At 32.7% G+C, this 19,991-nt stretch carries 25 protein-coding genes; 1 reads left to right on the top strand and 24 read right to left on the bottom strand.

All coding sequences use genetic code 11. From position 1 onward, the window contains the following. From JML65_RS21715 to JML65_RS21615, 21 genes are all read right to left on the bottom strand, one after another. On the bottom strand, positions 1-390 hold the full coding sequence (locus JML65_RS21715; RefSeq protein ID WP_202272150.1) for a VOC family protein: 390 nt from the start codon (positions 388-390) through the stop codon (positions 1-3). A 151-nt stretch (positions 391-541) separates the two neighbouring features. Further along, positions 542-2,599, bottom strand: a complete 2,058-nt coding sequence (locus JML65_RS21710; RefSeq protein WP_202272148.1) for a M48 family metalloprotease — start codon at positions 2,597-2,599, stop codon at positions 542-544. A 118-nt stretch (positions 2,600-2,717) separates the two neighbouring features. Beyond that, a complete protein-coding gene (locus JML65_RS21705) occupies positions 2,718-3,671 on the bottom strand; it encodes a DUF6985 domain-containing protein (protein ID WP_202272146.1) in 954 nt (317 codons plus the stop codon). A 20-nt stretch (positions 3,672-3,691) separates the two neighbouring features. Further along, positions 3,692-4,192, bottom strand: a complete 501-nt coding sequence (locus JML65_RS21700; protein ID WP_115916479.1) for a DUF2004 domain-containing protein — start codon at positions 4,190-4,192, stop codon at positions 3,692-3,694. A gap of 134 nt (positions 4,193-4,326) precedes the next feature. After that, positions 4,327-4,626 (bottom strand): hypothetical protein, encoded by a 300-nt coding sequence (locus JML65_RS21695; protein ID WP_047494075.1) that lies wholly within the window; start codon positions 4,624-4,626, stop codon positions 4,327-4,329. Between the two features lie 33 nt (positions 4,627-4,659). Beyond that, positions 4,660-5,085, bottom strand: coding sequence for a DUF1801 domain-containing protein (locus JML65_RS21690; protein ID WP_202272144.1), 426 nt, complete (start codon positions 5,083-5,085; stop codon positions 4,660-4,662). Positions 5,086-5,125: 40 nt separating this feature from the next. Continuing rightward, a complete protein-coding gene (locus JML65_RS21685) occupies positions 5,126-5,884 on the bottom strand; it encodes a subclass B1 metallo-beta-lactamase CHM-1 (RefSeq protein WP_202272142.1) in 759 nt (252 codons plus the stop codon). Between the two features lie 4 nt (positions 5,885-5,888). Further along, positions 5,889-6,407, bottom strand: coding sequence for a hypothetical protein (locus JML65_RS21680; RefSeq protein ID WP_202272139.1), 519 nt, complete (start codon positions 6,405-6,407; stop codon positions 5,889-5,891). Positions 6,408-6,463: 56 nt separating this feature from the next. Beyond that, positions 6,464-6,760 (bottom strand): DUF2695 domain-containing protein, encoded by a 297-nt coding sequence (locus JML65_RS21675; RefSeq protein WP_202272137.1) that lies wholly within the window; start codon positions 6,758-6,760, stop codon positions 6,464-6,466. Between the two features lie 148 nt (positions 6,761-6,908). Beyond that, positions 6,909-7,253, bottom strand: coding sequence for a hypothetical protein (locus JML65_RS21670; protein ID WP_202272135.1), 345 nt, complete (start codon positions 7,251-7,253; stop codon positions 6,909-6,911). A gap of 36 nt (positions 7,254-7,289) precedes the next feature. Further along, positions 7,290-8,543, bottom strand: coding sequence for a serine hydrolase domain-containing protein (locus tag JML65_RS21665; protein WP_202272133.1), 1,254 nt, complete (start codon positions 8,541-8,543; stop codon positions 7,290-7,292). An 81-nt stretch (positions 8,544-8,624) separates the two neighbouring features. Then, positions 8,625-9,284 (bottom strand): DUF2461 domain-containing protein, encoded by a 660-nt coding sequence (locus JML65_RS21660; protein WP_202272131.1) that lies wholly within the window; start codon positions 9,282-9,284, stop codon positions 8,625-8,627. A 4-nt stretch (positions 9,285-9,288) separates the two neighbouring features. After that, complete coding sequence (locus JML65_RS21655) at positions 9,289-10,215, bottom strand: serine hydrolase domain-containing protein (RefSeq protein ID WP_237390964.1); 927 nt, start codon at positions 10,213-10,215, stop codon at positions 9,289-9,291. Positions 10,216-10,361: 146 nt separating this feature from the next. Next, positions 10,362-11,063 carry a hypothetical protein gene (locus JML65_RS21650; RefSeq protein ID WP_202272127.1) on the bottom strand — a complete coding sequence of 234 codons (702 nt, stop codon included), beginning with the start codon at positions 11,061-11,063 and terminating at the stop codon, positions 10,362-10,364. A gap of 87 nt (positions 11,064-11,150) precedes the next feature. Further along, entirely contained in the window at positions 11,151-11,855 is a 705-nt protein-coding gene (locus tag JML65_RS21645; RefSeq protein WP_047494046.1) for a hypothetical protein, read from the bottom strand. 297 nt (positions 11,856-12,152) lie between these two features. Continuing rightward, positions 12,153-12,833, bottom strand: coding sequence for a hypothetical protein (locus tag JML65_RS21640; protein ID WP_202272125.1), 681 nt, complete (start codon positions 12,831-12,833; stop codon positions 12,153-12,155). 168 nt (positions 12,834-13,001) lie between these two features. Continuing rightward, on the bottom strand, positions 13,002-13,526 hold the full coding sequence (locus tag JML65_RS21635; protein ID WP_202272123.1) for an RDD family protein: 525 nt from the start codon (positions 13,524-13,526) through the stop codon (positions 13,002-13,004). A gap of 11 nt (positions 13,527-13,537) precedes the next feature. Further along, the gene (locus tag JML65_RS21630) at positions 13,538-14,629 is read right to left on the bottom strand and encodes a Kelch repeat-containing protein (protein WP_202272121.1); all 1,092 of its coding nucleotides are present in this window, start codon (positions 14,627-14,629) and stop codon (positions 13,538-13,540) included. Positions 14,630-15,014: 385 nt separating this feature from the next. After that, positions 15,015-15,620 carry a DUF6928 family protein gene (locus tag JML65_RS21625; protein WP_202272119.1) on the bottom strand — a complete coding sequence of 202 codons (606 nt, stop codon included), beginning with the start codon at positions 15,618-15,620 and terminating at the stop codon, positions 15,015-15,017. Between the two features lie 471 nt (positions 15,621-16,091). Continuing rightward, positions 16,092-16,637, bottom strand: coding sequence for a hypothetical protein (locus JML65_RS21620; RefSeq protein ID WP_084085583.1), 546 nt, complete (start codon positions 16,635-16,637; stop codon positions 16,092-16,094). Positions 16,638-17,018: 381 nt separating this feature from the next. Beyond that, complete coding sequence (locus JML65_RS21615; RefSeq protein ID WP_202272117.1) at positions 17,019-17,528, bottom strand: dihydrofolate reductase family protein; 510 nt, start codon at positions 17,526-17,528, stop codon at positions 17,019-17,021. Positions 17,529-17,610: 82 nt separating this feature from the next. Here JML65_RS21615 and JML65_RS21610 point away from each other — a divergent pair, with 82 nt between their 5' ends. After that, a complete protein-coding gene (locus tag JML65_RS21610; RefSeq protein ID WP_202272115.1) occupies positions 17,611-17,958 on the top strand; it encodes a winged helix-turn-helix transcriptional regulator in 348 nt (115 codons plus the stop codon). A 284-nt stretch (positions 17,959-18,242) separates the two neighbouring features. On the opposite strand, the gene JML65_RS21605 is transcribed toward JML65_RS21610, so the two are convergent. The 3 genes from JML65_RS21605 to JML65_RS21595 all read right to left on the bottom strand — a co-directional run. Further along, a complete protein-coding gene (locus tag JML65_RS21605) occupies positions 18,243-18,518 on the bottom strand; it encodes a hypothetical protein (RefSeq protein ID WP_202272113.1) in 276 nt (91 codons plus the stop codon). A gap of 6 nt (positions 18,519-18,524) precedes the next feature. Continuing rightward, positions 18,525-19,130, bottom strand: coding sequence for an REP-associated tyrosine transposase (locus JML65_RS21600; RefSeq protein WP_202272111.1), 606 nt, complete (start codon positions 19,128-19,130; stop codon positions 18,525-18,527). 167 nt (positions 19,131-19,297) lie between these two features. After that, positions 19,298-19,991, bottom strand: a 694-nt coding sequence (locus tag JML65_RS21595; RefSeq protein ID WP_202272109.1) for a DUF4435 domain-containing protein, incomplete at its 5' end; no start/stop codon positions are given.

Raw genomic sequence — 19,991 nt, 5'->3', positions numbered from 1 at the left:
TTACAGTGGGGAATTTGTTTTTTTAGTTTTTAATTGAAATACATTTCCTTCAGGATCTGTTCCGTCGCACAACCAAAAACCATAGTTGTCAAATGTTTTAACTTCTCTCATCTGAACATTTTTTGAAAGAAGTTCATTTCTGGCTGATTCTATATCAAGATCAATTGTAAAAACTATTTTGGTATTGTTATCAAATAAATATCCTTCGTCTATCTTTTCGAGATACTGATCTCCGATTTTATGAAATGCCAGGTTTACAGCACCTACATCCAGCAATACCCACATATCATCTTCTTCAATGACTTTTATATTAAAGTGTTCAACATAAAAGTTTTTCATCACTTCAATATTTTTCACGTAAAATAGGATGGTATCCAGTTTTGTATTCATTTTCAGATCGTATTCTTGTATGTTTTTAAAGAAGAACGCTATTAATTTCGGACGAACTAAATTAATAAAAAAGATTTCACAAAGTGAGGTAAGGAAGATAAATCGAAACTGGAAGTAATTAATTCTTTACTTTAAAGTTCAGGGCACAATATCAATTCACCTTCTCCGTATAACCAGAATTTGCCAAATCTTTCATTGTATTCAAAAGGTCTTTCTTTAGCAAGAAATATTTTCTGTTGAGAAGATAAGGATAAACATTGATCGCTCTCATCAGAAGCTGCAGGTGGGCATCAATATAATGATCGTTGTTGAAGTATATTAAATGGTTCTCGATATAGTAGTTCAGATCTTTGACATCCTGTTCTTCCAGATAAAATGAGATAGATGTATTTTCTAAATAAGGCCTGATTTCATTTTTTAATGTATCCTCCAATGGTTTTAGATTCAGGAAATTTCGTTTGATCTGCTCAGGCATAGTTTTCGTGCTCATAAAGGCTGTTGCATGAGCAATATCTGTATAAACCTTTAATTTTTCCTCATAGCTTGCGTCATATGCTGAAAGAAGCTGATAGGCATTTATAAATTCTGTTTTTTTACCGGAATCATCTGTGGAGGAAAGGAAATAATGATAGATATCGGAATCATTCTGCTGAATTTGTTTTTGTATTTCAGAAATAGAATGGTTGATTTCAGGAATCAGGTTTTTAGCTTCCTTAGCTGTATATTTCTTTCCGTCGTAATCAAATGTTTTTAAAACCAATTCTTTACTGGCAATAGCTTCTATTGTTTTTTTATCATTTTCAAGGGCGATCAGGGTGTAGACCAATTCCACTTTTTCTTTGCTGAAAAGTTCGTCAAAAAGAAGATCTTTGACAATGTGGTTTTCCTGAATGGTAAAATCAGGATTTTTGTTATCGTAATAACTGTTGAAAATTTTGTCAAAAGAATCCCTGTTGTACTGTTCTTCAAATTCTGTTTTAAAAACATCCAGTTCCAGCTCAGTTTTTCCTTTCTGGTATTTTACCTTTGAAAAGAGCTTTGCGGTAAGTTTTTCCTCAGTTTTTTCGAAGTCCTGGAATAAGTTTTTAGCGTGCTCATTGTCGGTATCCTTTATAATATTAAGTTTTCGAAGTCTTGCGATACGCTCTTCATGAGAAGGGTGTGATGCCCATTGGTTCTCAATCATCAGTTTTGATTTATTAAAAAGACCGGATTCTGAAAGTTTTACATTCGGAAGATCATGTTTCATTTCCAGTTCATTTTGGGTGGCCAGGAAATTCATCACGAAAGATTGTTCTTTGTAAATATTTTTGCTCGCCTGATTTTTTGACACCTTGGCATCGTAAAAACTAATCACATTGTTATAGGAGTTGCTTGCCAGTTCTATTCTGAGAAGAGATTCTTCCAATGAAACGGAACCTGCAATATGGGCAGCCACTTCATCGGCATGAAACTCCATTTCTCTGGAAAGTGCCATATGACGGATATTGACAAAAGAATACATTTTTGAAAGAACCCATTGGATTTTATTGGTGATAAAAAGGGAAATCGCTGCAAAAATGGAAAAATAACCACTCATACTTGCCCAGCTTTCTATAGAGTTCCGATAGGACTGATCATCATTAACAAGATTAAAAATAATCTGGTTTACATTATACACATAACTTCCCACCTTCATAGAACGTTGGGAAAAATGTCCGAATTCGTGGGAGAGTACAGCCTTTAATTCCTGTTTTGTAGAGGTGTTGATTAATCCCACCCCTATGGTCAGGTTTTTTTTAATAGGAAGAAACATACTCCAAAAACTTGAATCATAAAAAACACTGGCATTGACATCATAGGATAGATATACTTTTTTAGGAAAATCCGTTTCAGCTTCTTTTACGATTTCATCAATCATTTTAAAAAGCTGAGGCTCCTGTGTTCTTGTAATTTCTGTAAGATAACTTCTGTCGTTGATATGTTTCTTGAATAAAAATTTGATGATAAAAAAGAAAACACAGACGCCGGTTCCTGCAGCGCCTATTCCCAACATGAGGGTTAGAAACATTGGTTTGGTTATGATAAGTAAAATTCCTCCACCAATACAGGCTACAGCCAAAATAATGGTAAAAAGAAACATAAGGATATATACAATGACGAAAATGCTGATCGCCAGAATAGCGGATTTACTCTTCTTTTTGAAATCTTCAGAAACCTGAATGTACATGGTAATAATTTTTTACAATATTACATTCATAAAGCTAACAAAACAAAAAACCACTCAAAAAAATAGAGTGGTTTCTAAAATTTTTTATATCGTTTCGTGATGGGTAGATGTACCGAAACTAGCTATTAATACTGTTTAGATCTTTTTCTGCTGCCCAGCTGTCAAATGCTGTGGCCGCACTTCCTATTTCTATAATCCGGTCTTTATGAATCATAATTCCCAAACCATGTTCGCTGTCCCATGAACAGGAAAATCCTAACCCGATGTATGGGTAGTGATCCTTAACCACTGAGGTAACATAAAAATAAGTTGGTGACAGAAGATGAGCAAAACCTTGTATATCTTTTAAATCAGGCATACAATCTGTTTTGTCTTCTTCAGAATAGTTGTAATTTTTTTGTAGGCCGGGGTATTGCTTTAAAAGTTCAGCCAATATTTTTTCTAAGACGACTTCCTGGTTTTCCTGTAGGTAATGTAATCCATTTTCCTGTGCCGGGGTTGGTTCATCCATATAGTCATCTTCCTCATCCAAGAGTTCGTAATAAAATTCAGGATCTTCTTTTTGGAAGAAAGTCTGCCAGTGCTTCAGTTCAATACTAAGTTCAAAATAGTCATCATCACTTTCGTTCTGATCAGGCAGGTTTCTGGGATGATCGAGATGTTTATTGAAGAATTCATAGCAAAAAGGGGCTCTTGAAAAAATATACTCCTGATTTTCAGCATAACATAAGTTGAAATATTCCAGGGCTTTTTCTTCATTGCCACATTCCAGGCAGCATTCTCCTGCATAATAATTCCGGATATAAGACGCATTTTTGTGAGCAGCGGAGTGACGGTCAGAAATCTCCAGCCATCTCATCATATTTTCAAAATCTTTTTCCCGGATATATTCATTAATCATCCGGCTGCTTATGATGTAAGCCTGATATATATCATATTTTTCATCATCGGCTTCTTCCCATTTACCCTCTATAAAACTGATGAATTCTTCCCCGGTGATTGTAGAAGTTTTAAGCATCGACTTTTCTAAAAATATATCGATTTCGTTAATTATCTTTTCAGCATTTGACATTGGTGTTTTATTTTTTTATGTTAGCTTTCCATGGCCATATCATCTAGCTTTCCGTTTTCGTCGGTATTGATTACCACCAGATAATCTGTAATATCCCGGCCAATTGAATAGTCTGAAATGGCAAAGCTGTCTTCACTGTCAGGATAAATTCCAACCCGAACCAGTTCCAGTTTTTTCAAAAGCTGTTGTTCCGGCTGAGTGGTTGAATCATCGAAGTTGATCAGTGCTGAAAGCTCTTCTTTCTCACATTCTTCAAGATGGTGTTCTACATAAAACTTTACGGTTTCACCGTCTTCATCATGATAATCATTCAGGATGTATGTTTTATTAAGGCTGTCAAATTTCCCGATATTTTCAAGGTAATTTTTTACTTTATCCAATTGGGAAGGGGCAATGCTGTTGTTTTCGAAATTTAAATCCAGTTGAATTTCATTGCCATTAAAATCAATCGTCACATCATAATATTCTTCAATATCTTCTGTTGATAGTTGTCCAAAATAGGGTAGTGTGTATTCTGCCATGGTTATTTTTTTTATGCCTTTATCTAAGCTTTCTGCTAATATACCATTTTACTTACTTCATCTCCTGGTGATGATGGAAATTTTCAGGATATTTTCTTATTTCCTATTTTTGGTTTTAAATGTCTTTTTTGTATTCATTGAAGTTGTAGTCTTATCCAGTTAAGAATAAAGAGCACAATGAATATTCCGGCAATATAGAACTGGACTTTGTTCACTTTCTTTGGCCCCAACTTCCAGACACAAATTCTGTCTATGATCATAATGATGACAACAGGAATTAATCCGAATAATGCATACATTCCGGCCAAACCATCCTGTGCAGATACACTGTCGAAGGCAATAATGGAAAAAATTATCCCAATAAGAATTGACAGCAACCCTAAAACAAAAAAGAGGGTCAGTGTACCGGTTATAGTATTTGAAGAATTTTTCATGGTTTGTGCTTTTTGTTTAGAGTTGACGGGAAACTAGGTGTTTTGTTGTAATCCGAACTGTATAGCTTCCTGAAGTATTTCAATGTTGATATCTTTTAGTTTTTTAAACTTAATGCAATATCCGGTTACACCTGCCTTACCTATTTTTTCACCATAAGTTTGAGTCAAATAAGTTTTATCCTCAATTCCCAAAATATAAATAGAAATCCCGGTGGTGTTGGCACTCATTCCCACCTGATAAAAATCTCTGGTTTTTCCATCAGTATATTGCATGGTATGAAACCCATATCCGATATTGGGATTGGAAACTGTTTTGCCTTCACTGTTTTTTCCATCCAGAAACCACAACTGAGATTCCGGTATAAGTTCCAAAATGATGCGGTGCAGCTCCTGCATGTCGGTACGTTTTGGTTCATGCTGACTGTTGATATATTCCTGAATTTGTTCCTCGGTGTTCATATACAATTTTAATATTGCAAGTTATTATTAGGCGAATTTTTTATTGAGTTTTAAATAATGTAATGGTATAGTCCAGTAGTTTTCCGTTCCCATATTCTCCATGTCCCGGAACCACAATTTTCACATCAGGATATTCTTTTTTTACTTTTTCAACTGTATTGGACCATGCTGCCACATTAGCATCTCCCAGATATCCTTTACCTGCATCAAGCTCTTTTAATAAACAGCCTCCAAACAATATATGTTCACCAGGAAAATACCCTACTACATTATCTTTGGTATGACCTTCACCGAAAAACCTCGTGATAGTTTTTTCATTGCCAACTTTTAAAACCAGCGAATCATTAAAACTGTTTTCAGGAATTACAAACTTGTTTTCTTTGGCTAATTCAATGGTTTTGGAATAGGCATAGGAAGGAATATGATGATTATGAAAAGCCTGCAATCCTCCTGAACTGTCATCATGGAAATGGGTAGGAATAACGGCATTTATTTTTGCATGAAGTGTTCCATTGATCCATTGTATCAGTTCTTCTGAACTTTTGTCATTAATGGGGGTGTCGAAAACAATGGTTTCATTATTATTTTTTACAACAAGTCCGTTGCAGGGAACATTACCAAAATCATTGGTTTGTTTAAAAGAAGTATGGATAAAAGAATGTTCAGAAATCTGGGTAATAACCAGATGGGGAGATGTATACACTTCTTTTGCTTTAAAATGGTCTTTATGTTGAGAGCCACAGCTTATTATGACGAAAGAGAATACTATAGCGACTATATGGGTAAGGGTAGTTTTCATAGGTTTATTGCTTTGATATTTCAACTTTTTTGCTGATCAGATTATAAATCTTTTCAGTGTTTTCCGAAACTGTAGTCCAATCTCCAACAGAATTATATTCACACATCAAATTCATATTTTCTCTATCAAATCTAAGAATAACGCCTCCTGCATAATCCGTTGCCAGAACATTAGTGAATTTGGGCCGTGTTACAGATTCATAAATATACTTACTCAAACTGTCTTTTTCTGCTTTGGTAAAAAGTATTATTTTATGCTCCGGTTTTTCAGGATCTGTTTTTTCAGGTGTTGATTCCGGAATAATTTTAATTTCTTTATTACCGACAATAATGTTGTAGTAGTCGGCAGAGTCAGAAAATTTAGAAATTGTTAAGGTTTGAAATCTTGTTTTAATTTCAAGCGTTTCCCACTTTTTATATTGATCAGTTAGAACGGGCTCCTGTTTTTTACTGCATGAGATGAATAGCAACAAGCTTATTATGACTATGTGTATTGATTTTAGATTTAAATTATTTTCTTTCATGAGTTTATTTTTTGAGTCTAATTCCGTGATGATTATCCCTGTTTTTACTGAATCTGTTAATTTTCAAATTTCTCTTCAACGTTGGCTAATATTTCACAGTCACAATACCCGCCATGATCGGCGAGCCAACTTAATACATTTTCAATGTTACCGATTTTATTTTTTTTCAAAAATTCTACGGTAAGTTGATTGGTGTCATCACAATTTCTTTTTCCTAACTGATGATCAAGATCGTCAAATAATTTTTCAAAAATTTCCCTGTTTATGGGTAAGCTTTTTTCAAATTCTTCCTGCTGCTTTTGCCTCAGCTCATTTCGGATTTGTTTTCTTCGCTCTTTTTCATGTTGGTCCATATGGTATGTTTTGATGGTGCTTTCTTTATTGTAACACAGCCGGGGCTTTTTTATTCAAATTGTATTGACTGAATAACTTGATTATTTATTTTCATGAGCTAAAGTGTAATCTTTAAATTTCATTGAAAGGACGTCCTTACTTCCTATTTTAATATTTTTCTTTTTCCATAATAAACCAGTCGTCTACAGTTTCACCATCCCAATCTGTTTCCAGTTCGTAATAACCGATGGGTTCTAAATTATCAAGATAAATTTCGTTTTCAATATACAACCCTATTCTTGTTCTAATAATAGAGCTTCCAAAACGTCTGTCGATAAGGTATTGGTATCCGTCAAAAACTGTTTTTATTTCCTCTTGTTCGAAGCCACATAAAAAACTCTTGTCGGCAGCATTGTCTAAAAATATATAAGTAAGACTTTCAAATGCTGTCTTTTTTAATTCTAATCTCGTAACTCTTTCTTTCAGTAATAATTCAATTTCCTGAGCTGTCATATCATCCTAATTATTGCCTAAATCTACATATAAATGTTAATGTAAACGGCTCAGTGCATCCAGTTTTATAAAATATTCATCCAGCAGGTCATAAATGGCTTTCTGGTCTTTTCCCGAAACTTTTTGATCCCAATCTGTATTGACGATTAAATATCTGCCCATCCTTTGATCTTTAAAAAACCATATCACGGAATTCATTCCCGGATCGCCACCGGTATGGCCAAAGTTTCCGGTTGAGCCAAAGCCCATTGTGATGCCCATATTGTATTCGTCGCTGTATTCACTGTTGCTTCTGTCCTTGAAGTTTTCGGCTTTCAGCTGAGGCGTAAAATATTCTTTATAACTTTCTTTGGAAAGAATGCTTCCTTTCCCAAAATACCCTTTCATCAGTTCCAGTAGGTATTTGCTCATGTCACTGGAAGTGGTCAGCAATCCTCCGTCAGGATAAGTATTGAGTGAATAATAGGGGTAGGGTGTTTGTTTATTGATAAATGTCTGCGTATACTTTGAAAAATTGATAACATTAAATTTCCAGCCGGAATGATTCATTTGTAAAGGCTCAAGAATATATTTCGCTGTAAATGTGTCATAAGACATTCCCGTTGCCTTTTCCAGAACCAGTGCTGCCAGGGTTGCCCCAATATTAGAATAATTAAAGAGCTCACCAGGCTTATTTTCGGTGAATACATCTTTAGCATACCATTTTCCTTTTTCGCTGAGCACATGAGCTAAAAACTCTTCAATGGAAATTTTTGCAGAAGGAGGATTGAAGTGGGTAGGAGAGATATCAATATGCAGATGGTTGGCAAGATTGACAGTATCTTTTAAAACAACAGTATTATTTAAATAAGCAGTATTGTCATTGATAGAAGAGGTGTGGGTGGTCAATTGCCGGATCGTTACCGGGATTTGCGGATGATAAGGATTGGTCACTTTAAATGGAAGATATTGATTAACGGGATCATCCAGTTTCAGTTTTCCCAATTCCTGAGCTTTAAGGACTGCAATACCAATCAATGTTTTTGAAACTGAGGCTATATTCTGAACAGTGTTTTCATCATATTTTTGAAGTGGCTTTAGCGTGGCAACGCCGAATCCGTTTTGATACAAAATATCATGATCATTTACCAATGCCACTCCAAATCCATTGAAGCTTGTATTCTTACTGATTTTTGTGAGTTTATCCGTTAATTCTTTTTGGACCTTGATCAATTCCGCGGACTGTTTTTTCTGTGCCTGACAGAAAATAATCATTAAAACAAAAAGAAGGCTGTAGTTTAGATTTTTCATACTGGCATTTTATATAAAAACAATTTTATCACCCTAATTATTACATTATCAGAGTTTTATTTTCAAACAACCGGTTCGGAATTAAAATAAAGGCTCTCCATTGAGGTCTGTTGTCAGCACCTCGCTCATATAATCAAAAAAGGGACGCATAGCCAGTAAGGTGAGCACTACTTCCTTTTGAAAATTGTCGGATAAAACCTCTTTATCGGTGAATTTTCGCAGGACCAGATATTGTTTTTTTCTGATTAAATCTATGGCCGGATGATTTTTATCAAAACCTCTCGGCGCTGTTTTTACGGAATCACCGTCGAGCTTTCCAAAATATTTTACAAAGGTTTTATCAGAGGTAATCTTTTCAATTTCCGTGGTACTGATTTCAAATTCTTTACGGATACGGAGTAAGTCTTTGGCTTCAGGTCCCCAAAATCCACCTCCTACAAAACTGTTGCCGGGTTCCAGCTGAATATAATATCCACCTCGTAACATCGGTTTCGAACGGGAATATCCCACTCCGAAATTGGTTTTGTAAGGAGTCTGATCTTTAGAAAAACGAACGTCTCTGTAAATTCTGAAAATATGAATTCCTTTCAGATTATCATATTCCTGAAGTTCAGTATAGATTTGATTAAAAAAAACTTTGTTGTCTTTCACAATAGAATCAAATTCTGACTTGTGTGTGGTAAACCATTCCCTGTTGTTATTTTCTTTTAAATGGTTGAGGAATTCAAATGCTTTTTTCATGATCTTATTTTTCTTTTTTGTTTTTCAAAATTCCTGCAATAGCATCAGAAATTTCAAATAATTTTCCGTTGTGATTGTTTCCTAGCAGAATAATGGTCAGCTTTTTATTAGGATCATAAACGAATAAGGCTTCATAGTTTCCGTATCTCCCATCATGTATATGCTCAATTAGTTTTCTGTTTTTAAATTTTGCCTGTCCTAAAGAAGATTGAGTTTCCGGTAGGTTAAATTGCTGCCCCAGCTCAAATAATGAATCTGCATTGATGACTTTATTGGAATGAAGACAGCCTGACCATTTCAGTAAATCCAGAGTCGTTAAGTAAGTTCCTCCTGTTAAGGGAAGATCCGCTTTGTCCGCCACTGAATCATTATTAAATCCTTTGGCGATGTTGTTTTCATTTTCAAAAGGAGTCATTACAGAAGATGTCATTTTACAAGGTGTAAAAATGAGCTTTTCTGCATACAGGTTAAAAGGCATTCCCGTAATCCGCTCCAAAATAAACTGCCTTAGAAAAACATTATTCATGTTGTAATCGTATTGAGTTCCTGGAACAAAATCTAGTTTGTCAATTAATTTTAAATCATCAAAAATGTCCTTATCATTTTTAATTTTTTTCCAATTTACATTGGGTAGTCCACTTGTATACTGTAACAAATCTTTTATGGTAACTTCATTGGCCCATTTGGGTAATTCCGGAATATATTGGGAAACATGATCTTCGATCTTTAATTTCCCCTGTTCCTGCAATTGAAGCAATGCGACACCACTAAATTCTTTCGTAATAGAACCAATATTAAACCTGTAATCAGTTGTTAATTTCTTTGTTTTTGTAGCATCAGTGAAGCCAAAAGAAGCATGGTAAATAATTCTATTATTTTCTGACACTAAAACATTTCCATTAAAATTACCCATCTGATTTGACCGTTTCATTAATGAGTCGATTTGATGGGCCTTTTTTGTTTGTGCCCATGTATTATTCGTTAGAAGTAACAGAATAATGGAAAGCAAGAAGAGTTGTTTACAAGATTGCATGTTTAGTTTTTTGTTATTGGTTTTGTGTACAAGGTTCGAAAACTTTAAACAGATGGGATTGCAGATTTCGATTTATTTTTCTTCATGAGTTTTTTATATTTTTTATATTCAGAATAGTTTTCTTTATTGATTATTTTCATTGCACGCCAGGAAGTTCCATCTCTGGTCCATGTAAAATAGGGAACTTCTTGTGAAAATTTGGTGCTGCTTTCTTTATAATCTATTATTTCATCAATTTTAATTACAAAAAAATTAATCACATTGGATTCTGCAAATTTTTGTTGAGCAGTTGGTGTCCAATAATGTTTATGAGAATATTTATTACCGTCTTTTAGTTCAAATTTATAAGTAATTCCATCAAAACCAAAAGCCCAGTCTTTAATTTGATTACCACTTGGAATTTCATGAATTTTTAAAGACACTATAAGATTTTTTATTTCATTAACCTGTTTTTCAGTTAAATCAAATTGCTTAATGAATATTTTACCTGTTGGTTTATTATCCCATATCTCATTGGCATAAATCAGGTATTTGTTAGAGTCCTCTGATAGTTCTAAATAATATTTTTCCGAACTGAATCTGAAGAAATTTTTATTTTCTTCAGGTTTTATCAGTTTTAATTTTTGAATTATTGGTTTTTCGTATTTAGAAAAATAGAGAGTATCACTGTCTTTTGTCAATTCATATTGTTGAGCGAAAAGATTCAGTGTAAAGAACGAAAAAGCTATAAAAAGTATTGGTCTCATGTTGTTTTGAGTATAATATATGGGCAACTAGTTTTTTAACATCTACTTAATTACAACTAAAATCAATTTTTAGTAATTATCGTATGGCTATTTCCCTCCATTTTTGAGTGTAGATAACCCAAGTCGTTGTAGTTCTTCCTTTGAAAAGCTATCTATTATAGTTTTTGTGGTTTTGTTTTTTTTCTCTGTCACATTTTTTCTTAATTGCGAACATATTAAAATTAATAATTCTAGCTGGTCTTCATCAAATGTATAAGTTTCAGTGATCATATAATTCACTTCAATTTCTAACATTTCTTCTTCAATGTTATATTTGAACTTCATATAGCAAATTTGACTTTCATAAATATTATGATCAGAATGAGCAATAAAAGTATTTCTTAAGTTAATCAGTTTTTTATGCAGTTTTAAAAAGCTATCTATATCTAGCAAGTCATCCGGAAAGTTTTTCTTTATAAAACTTTCATCCAGCATTCTTCTTTTATTAGTTTTATTAAAGCATTTGCCATATGTGGTGATTATTGAAATAAATAATGATTTTTTTACAATCAAATTATCATCTCTATAACCTTCCGGAGATTGTGTACTGCTATATTCGCTCACTCTATAATCAATAAGCTTGCCTGTTGCACTTATAATAAAATTTAGATCTTCTTCCAAAGAACCGTAAGCCAAAAACTGATTGATGATATGATTTTTTTGTAAGATAATAGAATGCTCAGGTAGCATTTCTTTCATTTTATTAATGAAATATATTTCATTTGGCTCTTCGTATAGTTTGTAGCTTTCCATATAAATTTATTTTATCACTATAACATCTAATTTAGTCAGCGTAGGAAGGTTTCTCTTCACTATATCCATTATTTAGTTTCCTACAAATAATTTAAATTTTACCATTTCAGACTTAAGAAACCCAATTCAGCTTTATTAGATTTATAAATTCCCTGCAGTTTTTTTGTGAACTGCAAGATGAAAGAAATAATAAAGCTAAAATCAGGATGAAGATTTTCATGGCATTTGCAGAGAGGTTTATGTCAATTTTTATTTTAGTTGTTTAAAATCAGAAGACTTTGGATAGCGGTGATATATTTATTCTATTTGTGATCTATTTATTTTTCCGGTAAATATATTCGAAAAGTTATTTTCACCAAGCCTTAGGCGTAATTTAGTCTCATAATTACCATCATAAATTACTGAAGTTGTAATCGTGATTTCATTGGGCTTAAAATAAATCATATTCAAGCAAGTTCCACAGTCCAAAGTATAATACCTTTCAATATCTGTCCATTCTCCCTTTTCATTTTGTGCTTGCATTATTAATGGAATGTAATATCCGTATCCAATTTGAACATCTTGTGAATCGTTATTAGTCAAAACGACAGGGTTTGCGTAAAAAAAATCAAAAGTATTTGAACTCTTTTCATGATAAACAACTTTTGAAAATTTTATATTTTGACTTGTATCAACAAAAATATCAACCTTACCTTCGAAAGTATTTTTAAAAGAATTCTTTTCTCTTTTTATATAACCTTTATTACACTCATTTTCATAATGATTTTCAATGGCTAGAAGTCTATTGTTTTCAAATTTGTTAATGATTTCTTTTTGAATGCTTCCTATGTAAATAGGTTCTCTTTCCCATGAATTTTTCACGCTTGAGTTATAAAATACAGCCTTATTCTTTATACCTTCAATTAGCTTAGGAGTAGGGGGTTGCGAATACAGCAAACTAGAAATAAGAAAAAATAATATTTGTAAACGTATTTTCATTTGTAGGGTGGGATTTAAGATCATAAAAATGTCAAATTGGAAAAATAACGGAGACTTTGTGCGGGGCTTTCTATTATGTGTTTTAACCTTATGTTTTACCAATACAATATTGTACACAGTTTTTTTAAGTTCAACATTTTTAAATTCTGAATTTACTTTCCACAATTTTTATGCTTGCTTTTCCAGCATTTCTTCTATTTCTTTCAGCATTTTTTCTTTTATAATATAGGTCCCCGCAAATTTGTTATTTAAATACATATTAAAATTCATTACCGTTTTGTTTTGTTGATCTGTAAATGTGGGAAAGAAATTTATTAAGCAGAGAATATTTCGTTTTAATGATCTTGATAATGATGGTTTGTGGGCAAAATCATCGATTACCATTAGATTAAATATTTTTTTTCCTAAAGTTTTTCCAAATATTGTTTCACTAATTGCTCCATACATCATCACTAGGACAACAGACCACAATAAACTTTGAAGAACTGTCAGGTTACATAGAAAAATTAAGATTAAAATAAATGGTAATATATCAATGATTTTTGCAAATAATCTTTGCGTTTCACTATTCTTAAAATAGGGATTGTATTTGAAATCATATTCATATTCTTCAAAAATTCTATTGCCATACTTGTCAACTATTTTTGATGGTCTACGAATTATTCTGTGAACTTTTAATTCTGATACTCTCAATGGATTAAGGTTTATCTGTAAATTTTAACCTGTTGTAAAACCCCCTTTTCATTTTTATAACTAAAAAAGTAAATTCCTCTTCGGACTTTTGATAAATCTATTATTTTATTATAATAGGCAAAACCTTTACTGATTGGCTTCCCATCTTTTGTGAGAATGGTATATTCAAACTGATTGCTGTTATTTTTATTACTGATCCGAAAACCGTCTCTGGCTGCGTTGGTATAGACCCTTGTTTCAGTTTCATGATCATCATTGGCTACATTTGCAGAGAGTACATTTTCGTTAATATCTGCCACCTGTATGCCTTTAATGGCTGAGCTGGTGAGAGACGTTGTACTTCCACCGATGATGTATAGTTTATTGTTATATACTTCCGCTGCTGCATGTCTTCTGGGAATCATATTGGATGATAACTGATGGAATGTATTGGTTGTCGTATCAAAATAGGCCAGAAAAGTTTGATTATTAAAACCACCTACAATAAAAATCTTATTATCGGATACTGCTAATGCGTGTCCCGATATACCAGAAGGCATCATATATTGCTTGATCCAAAGATTAGAGTTGAGGTCGTAAACATTGATCAGACGGGATGGGGTACCGTTAAAACCACCAATGACATAAAGCTTATCATTAACAATTTTGCCCTTTGTTTCTCTGGCTGTGGGCATATCCGGTAATGAATTCCAGGTATTTGAAGCGATATCGTACACCTGAAATTTATTAGAAAATACGGTGTTTTTGGCTCCGCTTAATCCGCTGCCACCAAACACATATATTTTGCCATTATGGATGGCAGAACCTGCATTTCCTGTATAGGAGCGATTAACAGCCCCCTTCGTTATTGTATTGGTGGCAAGGTCTACAATTTCAAGATGGCTATTTCCCCAACCGTTAAAAATATAAATTTTATTATTGTAAGTCTCAGAATTAGCAAATTTTTTGGTAAATAGAGTAGAATTGAGGATACTCCAGCTGTTATCAGTAATATTATATTTCTCAATATAATTGGCGATACCTCCTTTTTCCTGATATCCATTGCTCACATATATATTGTCATTTACAATTACACTGGTTATGGCACCCCTGCCTGCAGACATATTAGCGAGATTTTTAAAATAAAGTGTTTGTGCATGGGCTGACAATGAGCCCAAAAATAAAAGGAATAATAATTTTGTTTTCAATGGCTTTATGATTTAGTGTTTGTTTTTTTTGATTTCTGTTGAGAATCCGGGACTATTTTTTAGCACCGAAGATCAATAAAACATCGAAGTTCAAAGATAGGGAAAAAGTTTAGGGAATTTTTTCAGTTGGCTTTTGAAAAGAAAAATACAGAAGTTGTATTTTCAAGGGTAACTTTTGTTACTTTAATTAGATCAATGATTCCTTCTTCATGTGAACAAACCCACAGCTTTCCCAAAATTTTCACTAAGCTTTTTCTTCTGTTGCCTGTTAAAAAGGTTGTGTTTCATCTTGCTCGATTTTTCAATACTGGTATCCTGTTAAAGTTGTTTTAAAGAGTAAATCATGTGCACTGTCAAGTTCTTGATCAAAATATCTTTTACAAATTAAAAAAACAAAGTTTTCTCCAACCTGATCTTCACTAAATGTTTCGTCAGGAAATTCGTCTAATACATAAACTTTATTTCCGTTTTCATCTAATTTAGATTTACTTAAAAGTTCTTTTTCTTCGTCAAGCGGCTCACCAATCTCCACAAATGTTCCATCATCTGAATTGCCTGCTCTTGCTCTTATTTTTTTTCCATTCCTTGTCACTGAATAACCCCACAAGTTAATTGCACTATGTAATACTATTGAACAAATTTCAGAATTTGGAAAAATCCGGTTGAATGTTTTTTCGATTGGGGTTTCATTCTCGTCAAAAAATTGCGTTGGAATGCCGGATGCACAAACCAATAAGTTGTTTTTATATGAACCGATATAAACCTTGTTATCATCAGGATTAATAGCAACTTCAAAAGGCTCATCCTCAATTCTTGTCAGATTATTAAATCCTAGCTCTGTTAGTAGCGTTTCGTTGTCTACCTGTGTCGGTTTATTAATTATTATAGCTGATGCTTTCCAACCCATATCTTATTTTTTTGTCAGTTTGTACGTTCTGCAAAATGGCAGATAATATCCAAATTTACATATTGCTCTAATATAAAACAGATCCAATTGTGTTAATATTTTTAGATTGTTTTCATCAATGACGTAGAATTAAATGTAAAACAACGATCACGCTAGACTTTGAGCAGCTTAACGCTCTTTAGTTCTTTCTTCGATTTTCAAGAATAAGGTGTGCAGCATCCAGCATTTTAGTCAGATGAATGTATGGATTGACTATATTCTTTCAGGTATATTGCGGTAAGCTCCCCGCTGCCGCACGAATCCTTTCGTGTGGTCTAAGTATTATAAATTAAACATTCTAATAATATAATCTAAAAGCTAAAGCCACACGATACAATCTTGAGGTAGCAGGGGTAATGATAAAGAATCCGAAGTGGGGAGACTTCGGATTTTATTGTGATTCATATTGAAAGGTTGTGTGAAAAAAATAGATTATGATTTTCCTTCGTTGATATATTCCTGGTAATCTTGTTCTAAATTATTAATTTCCTCAATTAAGAAGTCATAAATATTTCCCTCAAATACTTCGTAATCCTCCTCGTCATATTTGTCATACTCAACTTTTATCATCCCGTTGTCGGTATATGCCCGGTAGAGATTTCCACTGCGTTTGAAAAAAAGTTGCCCCAGTGGCTTTTCTTTATATTCAAGGGCTTCGTGATGTTTTTCTTCAAATCCCATCCATGACGGCATTTCTTCGTCCTGCGAAAGTCCAAACACAAAAAAGCCGTACCCGAATTTCCAGCTTGGAAGAACATCAAATTCATTGGGACGTTTCCATATCTCTTCTTTGACTTCAAAAACTAAGGATCCGAATGTGGTCAGAAAATCTTTAATATCTTCACTAAAGGTAAAGCCTGTGCTTTCCTCATATTTTCTAATTTGTTCTTCGGTTGCAGGATTGGCCACGGAGCCCATCACGAAAAAATCATCATTTAATTTCTTTTTTCTATCCCAGAATTCTTCTTTTGTTGCCATATTTTGTTTTGGTTTTACATCGTCAACACTGATCAGACTGTTGTTGAAACAAAGATAAAGGAAAGTTTGGGGATAAAAATGAGAGAGTAAATGGATTTTACTTTACTTATTCGAAGCCGGGAGGCTTTACAGGGCTTCGTTATTTTTATTTTTTCTCTCCCCGCTATCGCACGAATCCTTTCGTGTGGTTCTTAAACATTCTAATAATATAATTTAAAAGCCAAAACTATACGATACAATCGTGCGGTAGCGGGGGGTCTTTTTATACTTGTGTCTGGTAATAGACAGATTGTAATGTTAATAATTGATCTTGGTTATTCCTGTTTTTTTTGTCAAGAATATATCTGAGACTGTATTCACCTTTTTTTCAATCGTTGTTATTCAGTCTTCTTTGCTTAGATGCAGTTGAATGAAACCGTCTTTAAGGTTATATTCTTTATGTTTAAATTTTGAGTTCAGTTCACTGCTGTTTCCTAAAACACCGCCAACTCCTGTGATTAATGGATGAATATTAAAATAAATGTCTGTTACCAAATCTTTGTCTATAAAGGCATTAAAAGCATGTGTCCCACCGCCAACTGCCATTTCGTGTAAGCCTTTTTCTGACATATATTCAATAGCTTCTTCGGGGCTTTCAACAGTCTTGTAGCCTTTTGATGCATAGGGTTTTTCAGAGAGTATTACGATTTCTATTCCGCTAAAATGGTCTTTGACTTCCTGTGGGAAATTTAAAAAGTTTTCAAAGGTTTTCAAGCCTATGACAAGGTTCCCAACTTTTTTTGCAAATTTTAAATAAAACTCCATTGCTTCTGGTGGCAACTGATGATGTGGATGATCAGATAATAATACTTTACCATTAGCCGAAATGTTGGCAATTACTGTTACTTTCATTTTTAATTTTTTTTACAGGATAAAATTATCTGAAAGAAACTTTACCTTTACTATCCATTACCTTTTAGAAAGTAACTATTTTATGAGTATCAAAAAAAATGACATCAGTAAAGAAAAAATCTTGGCTCTTAAAGATGCCATTGAACTATTGGGCGGCAAGTGGAAATTCTGCATTCTGCATAATCTGTATAATTACGAAACTATGCGGTTCAAAGATTTACAGGAAACGGCTTTGGGAATAAGTCCAAAAGTTCTGTCCAAAGAGCTGCAGGAACTGGAAGATAATTTACTGATTACCCGAACGGTTAATAACACCAAACCTGTTACAGTTTCGTATGCACTTACCACACACGCCAAAGAAACTGAAGATGTAGTCAATGCCTTAATTAATTTTGGCTTGAAGCATAGAAAGAAAATAAAGGAGAAGTGATTTTTATATAAAAGCTGTTTAAACTTTTTTATTAAACTACAAAAGGCACAAAAGATTGAAACACTTAAGGGTGCTTAAGAGGATATCCCGGCGCAGAATAAGTCCACATAAGTTTTGAAAAATCTTTGATTTTTTTTCTTCAATGTATTTTTATGCTGTATTATTTTAAACTTTCTAAAGTGTACTAAAGTGTTTTAAAAATAAAAACTTTTGTGATTAGTTTAAACAGACTTATAATTAAGAAGTTGAGCTTACATCAAATCATCTTTTTTAATTTTGAAGCTTTACTTTTTTCCTTTCCTTTCAATAATAAGATACGCTGCATCCAGCATTTTAATCAGATGAATATATGGGTTTATCATGTTCCTTTCTGGTAGTTTGTCATAGATTCCCATTGAGAAATAAACCATCCCGGAAATAAAATAATCAAATTCTTTGATGCTGTATTCTTTGAATGCTTTTTTAAATACCAGCAGAGGATTTTGGTATTCTTTCTCTGTAAGTAAGCCAAGAACCAACGGAGAGACCTCCGCTGCGCAAAGTCTCCCGACTTTGAGCACTTATTTTTATTCATCATAATTATTATATTTCCAAAATTCATTTTTCTTAGTAGGATCTATAACTGGATTTTCAGCAATCTCAACCTCAAGTAATCCTTTTCCAAAAACATAATTACCAGCTGAAGAATAAAGATAATGATATCCTTTTTCAACAAATCCAGCCCTTACAGGATTGAGATGGATATAATTTAACTTATCCCACATAAAATGTAATGTAAATATTTCCTCAGCATGATTCCCATATTGCCAAAATTGATAGCACTTATTTCTATTATGCGTTTCGATTGCTTTTGAGAATCTCTCTAACATCCACTCTTTTCTACTTTCAGGTTCACTTTTGATTTTTTCCAAGATATTTTTAGCGGTAAATTTTTTAAAGTCTCTTAATAAATCTGATAAATTATGACTTTTTGATTGTACTATTAAATGAATATGATTAGTCATGATGACATAGCCGTACACTATCATTCCTTTATTTTTGATACAATATTTTAGCACTTCTATAACGATATCTCTATAGGTTTTTCGGGAAAAAACATCAATCCAATCTATAACTGTACAAGTAATAAAATGAGGTTTATCCTGATCTCTTATAATATAACCTTCTTTCATTGTGTTTGTTTTATTCTAAATATATAAATTTTAGAATAACTATTGAAGGTCTTACTTTACAAATAAAGTCAACCTTTAAAGATTGACTTTGTTATATTGCTAGCTCAAAGTCGGGAGACTTTGCTGAGTTATTTTTTTACTAATACAACATTCTTTACAATAAATAATTATATTCTTTTTATTCTTTCTTTTAGGAAATTTAATCTCTCAAGTTTTGAATTTGATGCTAAAAATAGTTTCAGTGAAGATTTAGGAAATAAAGTTTTTCCCTTATTAATACAATGATTTATTCTAAATTGTAGTAGCGGTAATATATAGTTTTTAGCAGAAACAATTCTTAAATAAGTTTCATTATTGTATTTCCAATCTGATATAATATAATCATATTGTTCGACATAAAGTTTATTTGCTTCTGAATTTGTTAATCCAGTATTAGTTAAAAATGTAATTATATCATTATATATATAGCTATTGTAATTTTTTATTTTTACCTTATCTAAAATAGTTTGTTTTTTATCTAAAGTTAAAAATTCATGGGCATTTTGTAAAATAGGACCTCCTCCTAATTTTTTTAATATTGCAAAATTAATAAATAGTTTTGTAAGTATAGTGGCATTATAACTTAGCCATTTATCAAAATTTAATTTATTTTTTAAGTTTTCAAAGCTTTCAGTGCCAATAGAATAGTATAGTAAATTTACAATTCCATGCTCTTCTATTAAATAATTTTCAATACAGTACGAATCTAGAACAACTAAGTTTTTTTCATTAGCTGGATTATTTTTATTTATAAGGTCTAAATCACCATCAACAATAAAAATTTTTTTCCTACCATCATGTTTAATTTGATCTCTATATGCA

The organism is Chryseobacterium sp. KMC2 (assembly GCF_016756935.1).
Lineage (GTDB): Bacteria > Bacteroidota > Bacteroidia > Flavobacteriales > Weeksellaceae > Chryseobacterium > Chryseobacterium rhizosphaerae.
Note: the sequence above shows the minus strand (reverse complement) of the source record. Positions and strands in the feature narration are given on the sequence as shown.

Excerpts from the sequence above, each read along its gene's own strand:
- JML65_RS21620 (WP_084085583.1), bottom strand. The coding sequence starts at position 16,637 with ATGGCAACAAAAGAAGAATTCTGGGATAGAAAAAAGAAATTAAATGAT.
- JML65_RS21650 (WP_202272127.1), bottom strand. The coding sequence starts at position 11,063 with ATGAGACCAATACTTTTTATAGCTTTTTCGTTCTTTACACTGAATCTT.
- JML65_RS21610 (WP_202272115.1), top strand. The coding sequence starts at position 17,611 with ATGAGTATCAAAAAAAATGACATCAGTAAAGAAAAAATCTTGGCTCTT.
- JML65_RS21685 (WP_202272142.1), bottom strand. The coding sequence starts at position 5,884 with ATGAAAACTACCCTTACCCATATAGTCGCTATAGTATTCTCTTTCGTC.
- JML65_RS21690 (WP_202272144.1), bottom strand. The coding sequence starts at position 5,085 with ATGAACACCGAGGAACAAATTCAGGAATATATCAACAGTCAGCATGAA.
- JML65_RS21670 (WP_202272135.1), bottom strand. The coding sequence starts at position 7,253 with ATGACAGCTCAGGAAATTGAATTATTACTGAAAGAAAGAGTTACGAGA.
- JML65_RS21640 (WP_202272125.1), bottom strand. The coding sequence starts at position 12,833 with ATGAAAATACGTTTACAAATATTATTTTTTCTTATTTCTAGTTTGCTG.
- JML65_RS21615 (WP_202272117.1), bottom strand. The coding sequence starts at position 17,528 with ATGAAAGTAACAGTAATTGCCAACATTTCGGCTAATGGTAAAGTATTA.
- JML65_RS21675 (WP_202272137.1), bottom strand. The coding sequence starts at position 6,760 with ATGGACCAACATGAAAAAGAGCGAAGAAAACAAATCCGAAATGAGCTG.
- JML65_RS21665 (WP_202272133.1), bottom strand. The coding sequence starts at position 8,543 with ATGAAAAATCTAAACTACAGCCTTCTTTTTGTTTTAATGATTATTTTC.
- JML65_RS21625 (WP_202272119.1), bottom strand. The coding sequence starts at position 15,620 with ATGGGTTGGAAAGCATCAGCTATAATAATTAATAAACCGACACAGGTA.
- JML65_RS21710 (WP_202272148.1), bottom strand. The coding sequence starts at position 2,599 with ATGTACATTCAGGTTTCTGAAGATTTCAAAAAGAAGAGTAAATCCGCT.
- JML65_RS21705 (WP_202272146.1), bottom strand. The coding sequence starts at position 3,671 with ATGTCAAATGCTGAAAAGATAATTAACGAAATCGATATATTTTTAGAA.
- JML65_RS21680 (WP_202272139.1), bottom strand. The coding sequence starts at position 6,407 with ATGAAAGAAAATAATTTAAATCTAAAATCAATACACATAGTCATAATA.
- JML65_RS21655 (WP_237390964.1), bottom strand. The coding sequence starts at position 10,215 with ATGAAACGGTCAAATCAGATGGGTAATTTTAATGGAAATGTTTTAGTG.
- JML65_RS21700 (WP_115916479.1), bottom strand. The coding sequence starts at position 4,192 with ATGGCAGAATACACACTACCCTATTTTGGACAACTATCAACAGAAGAT.
- JML65_RS21630 (WP_202272121.1), bottom strand. The coding sequence starts at position 14,629 with ATGTCTGCAGGCAGGGGTGCCATAACCAGTGTAATTGTAAATGACAAT.
- JML65_RS21645 (WP_047494046.1), bottom strand. The coding sequence starts at position 11,855 with ATGGAAAGCTACAAACTATACGAAGAGCCAAATGAAATATATTTCATT.
- JML65_RS21695 (WP_047494075.1), bottom strand. The coding sequence starts at position 4,626 with ATGAAAAATTCTTCAAATACTATAACCGGTACACTGACCCTCTTTTTT.
- JML65_RS21715 (WP_202272150.1), bottom strand. The coding sequence starts at position 390 with ATGAATACAAAACTGGATACCATCCTATTTTACGTGAAAAATATTGAA.
- JML65_RS21600 (WP_202272111.1), bottom strand. The coding sequence starts at position 19,130 with ATGAAAGAAGGTTATATTATAAGAGATCAGGATAAACCTCATTTTATT.
- JML65_RS21660 (WP_202272131.1), bottom strand. The coding sequence starts at position 9,284 with ATGAAAAAAGCATTTGAATTCCTCAACCATTTAAAAGAAAATAACAAC.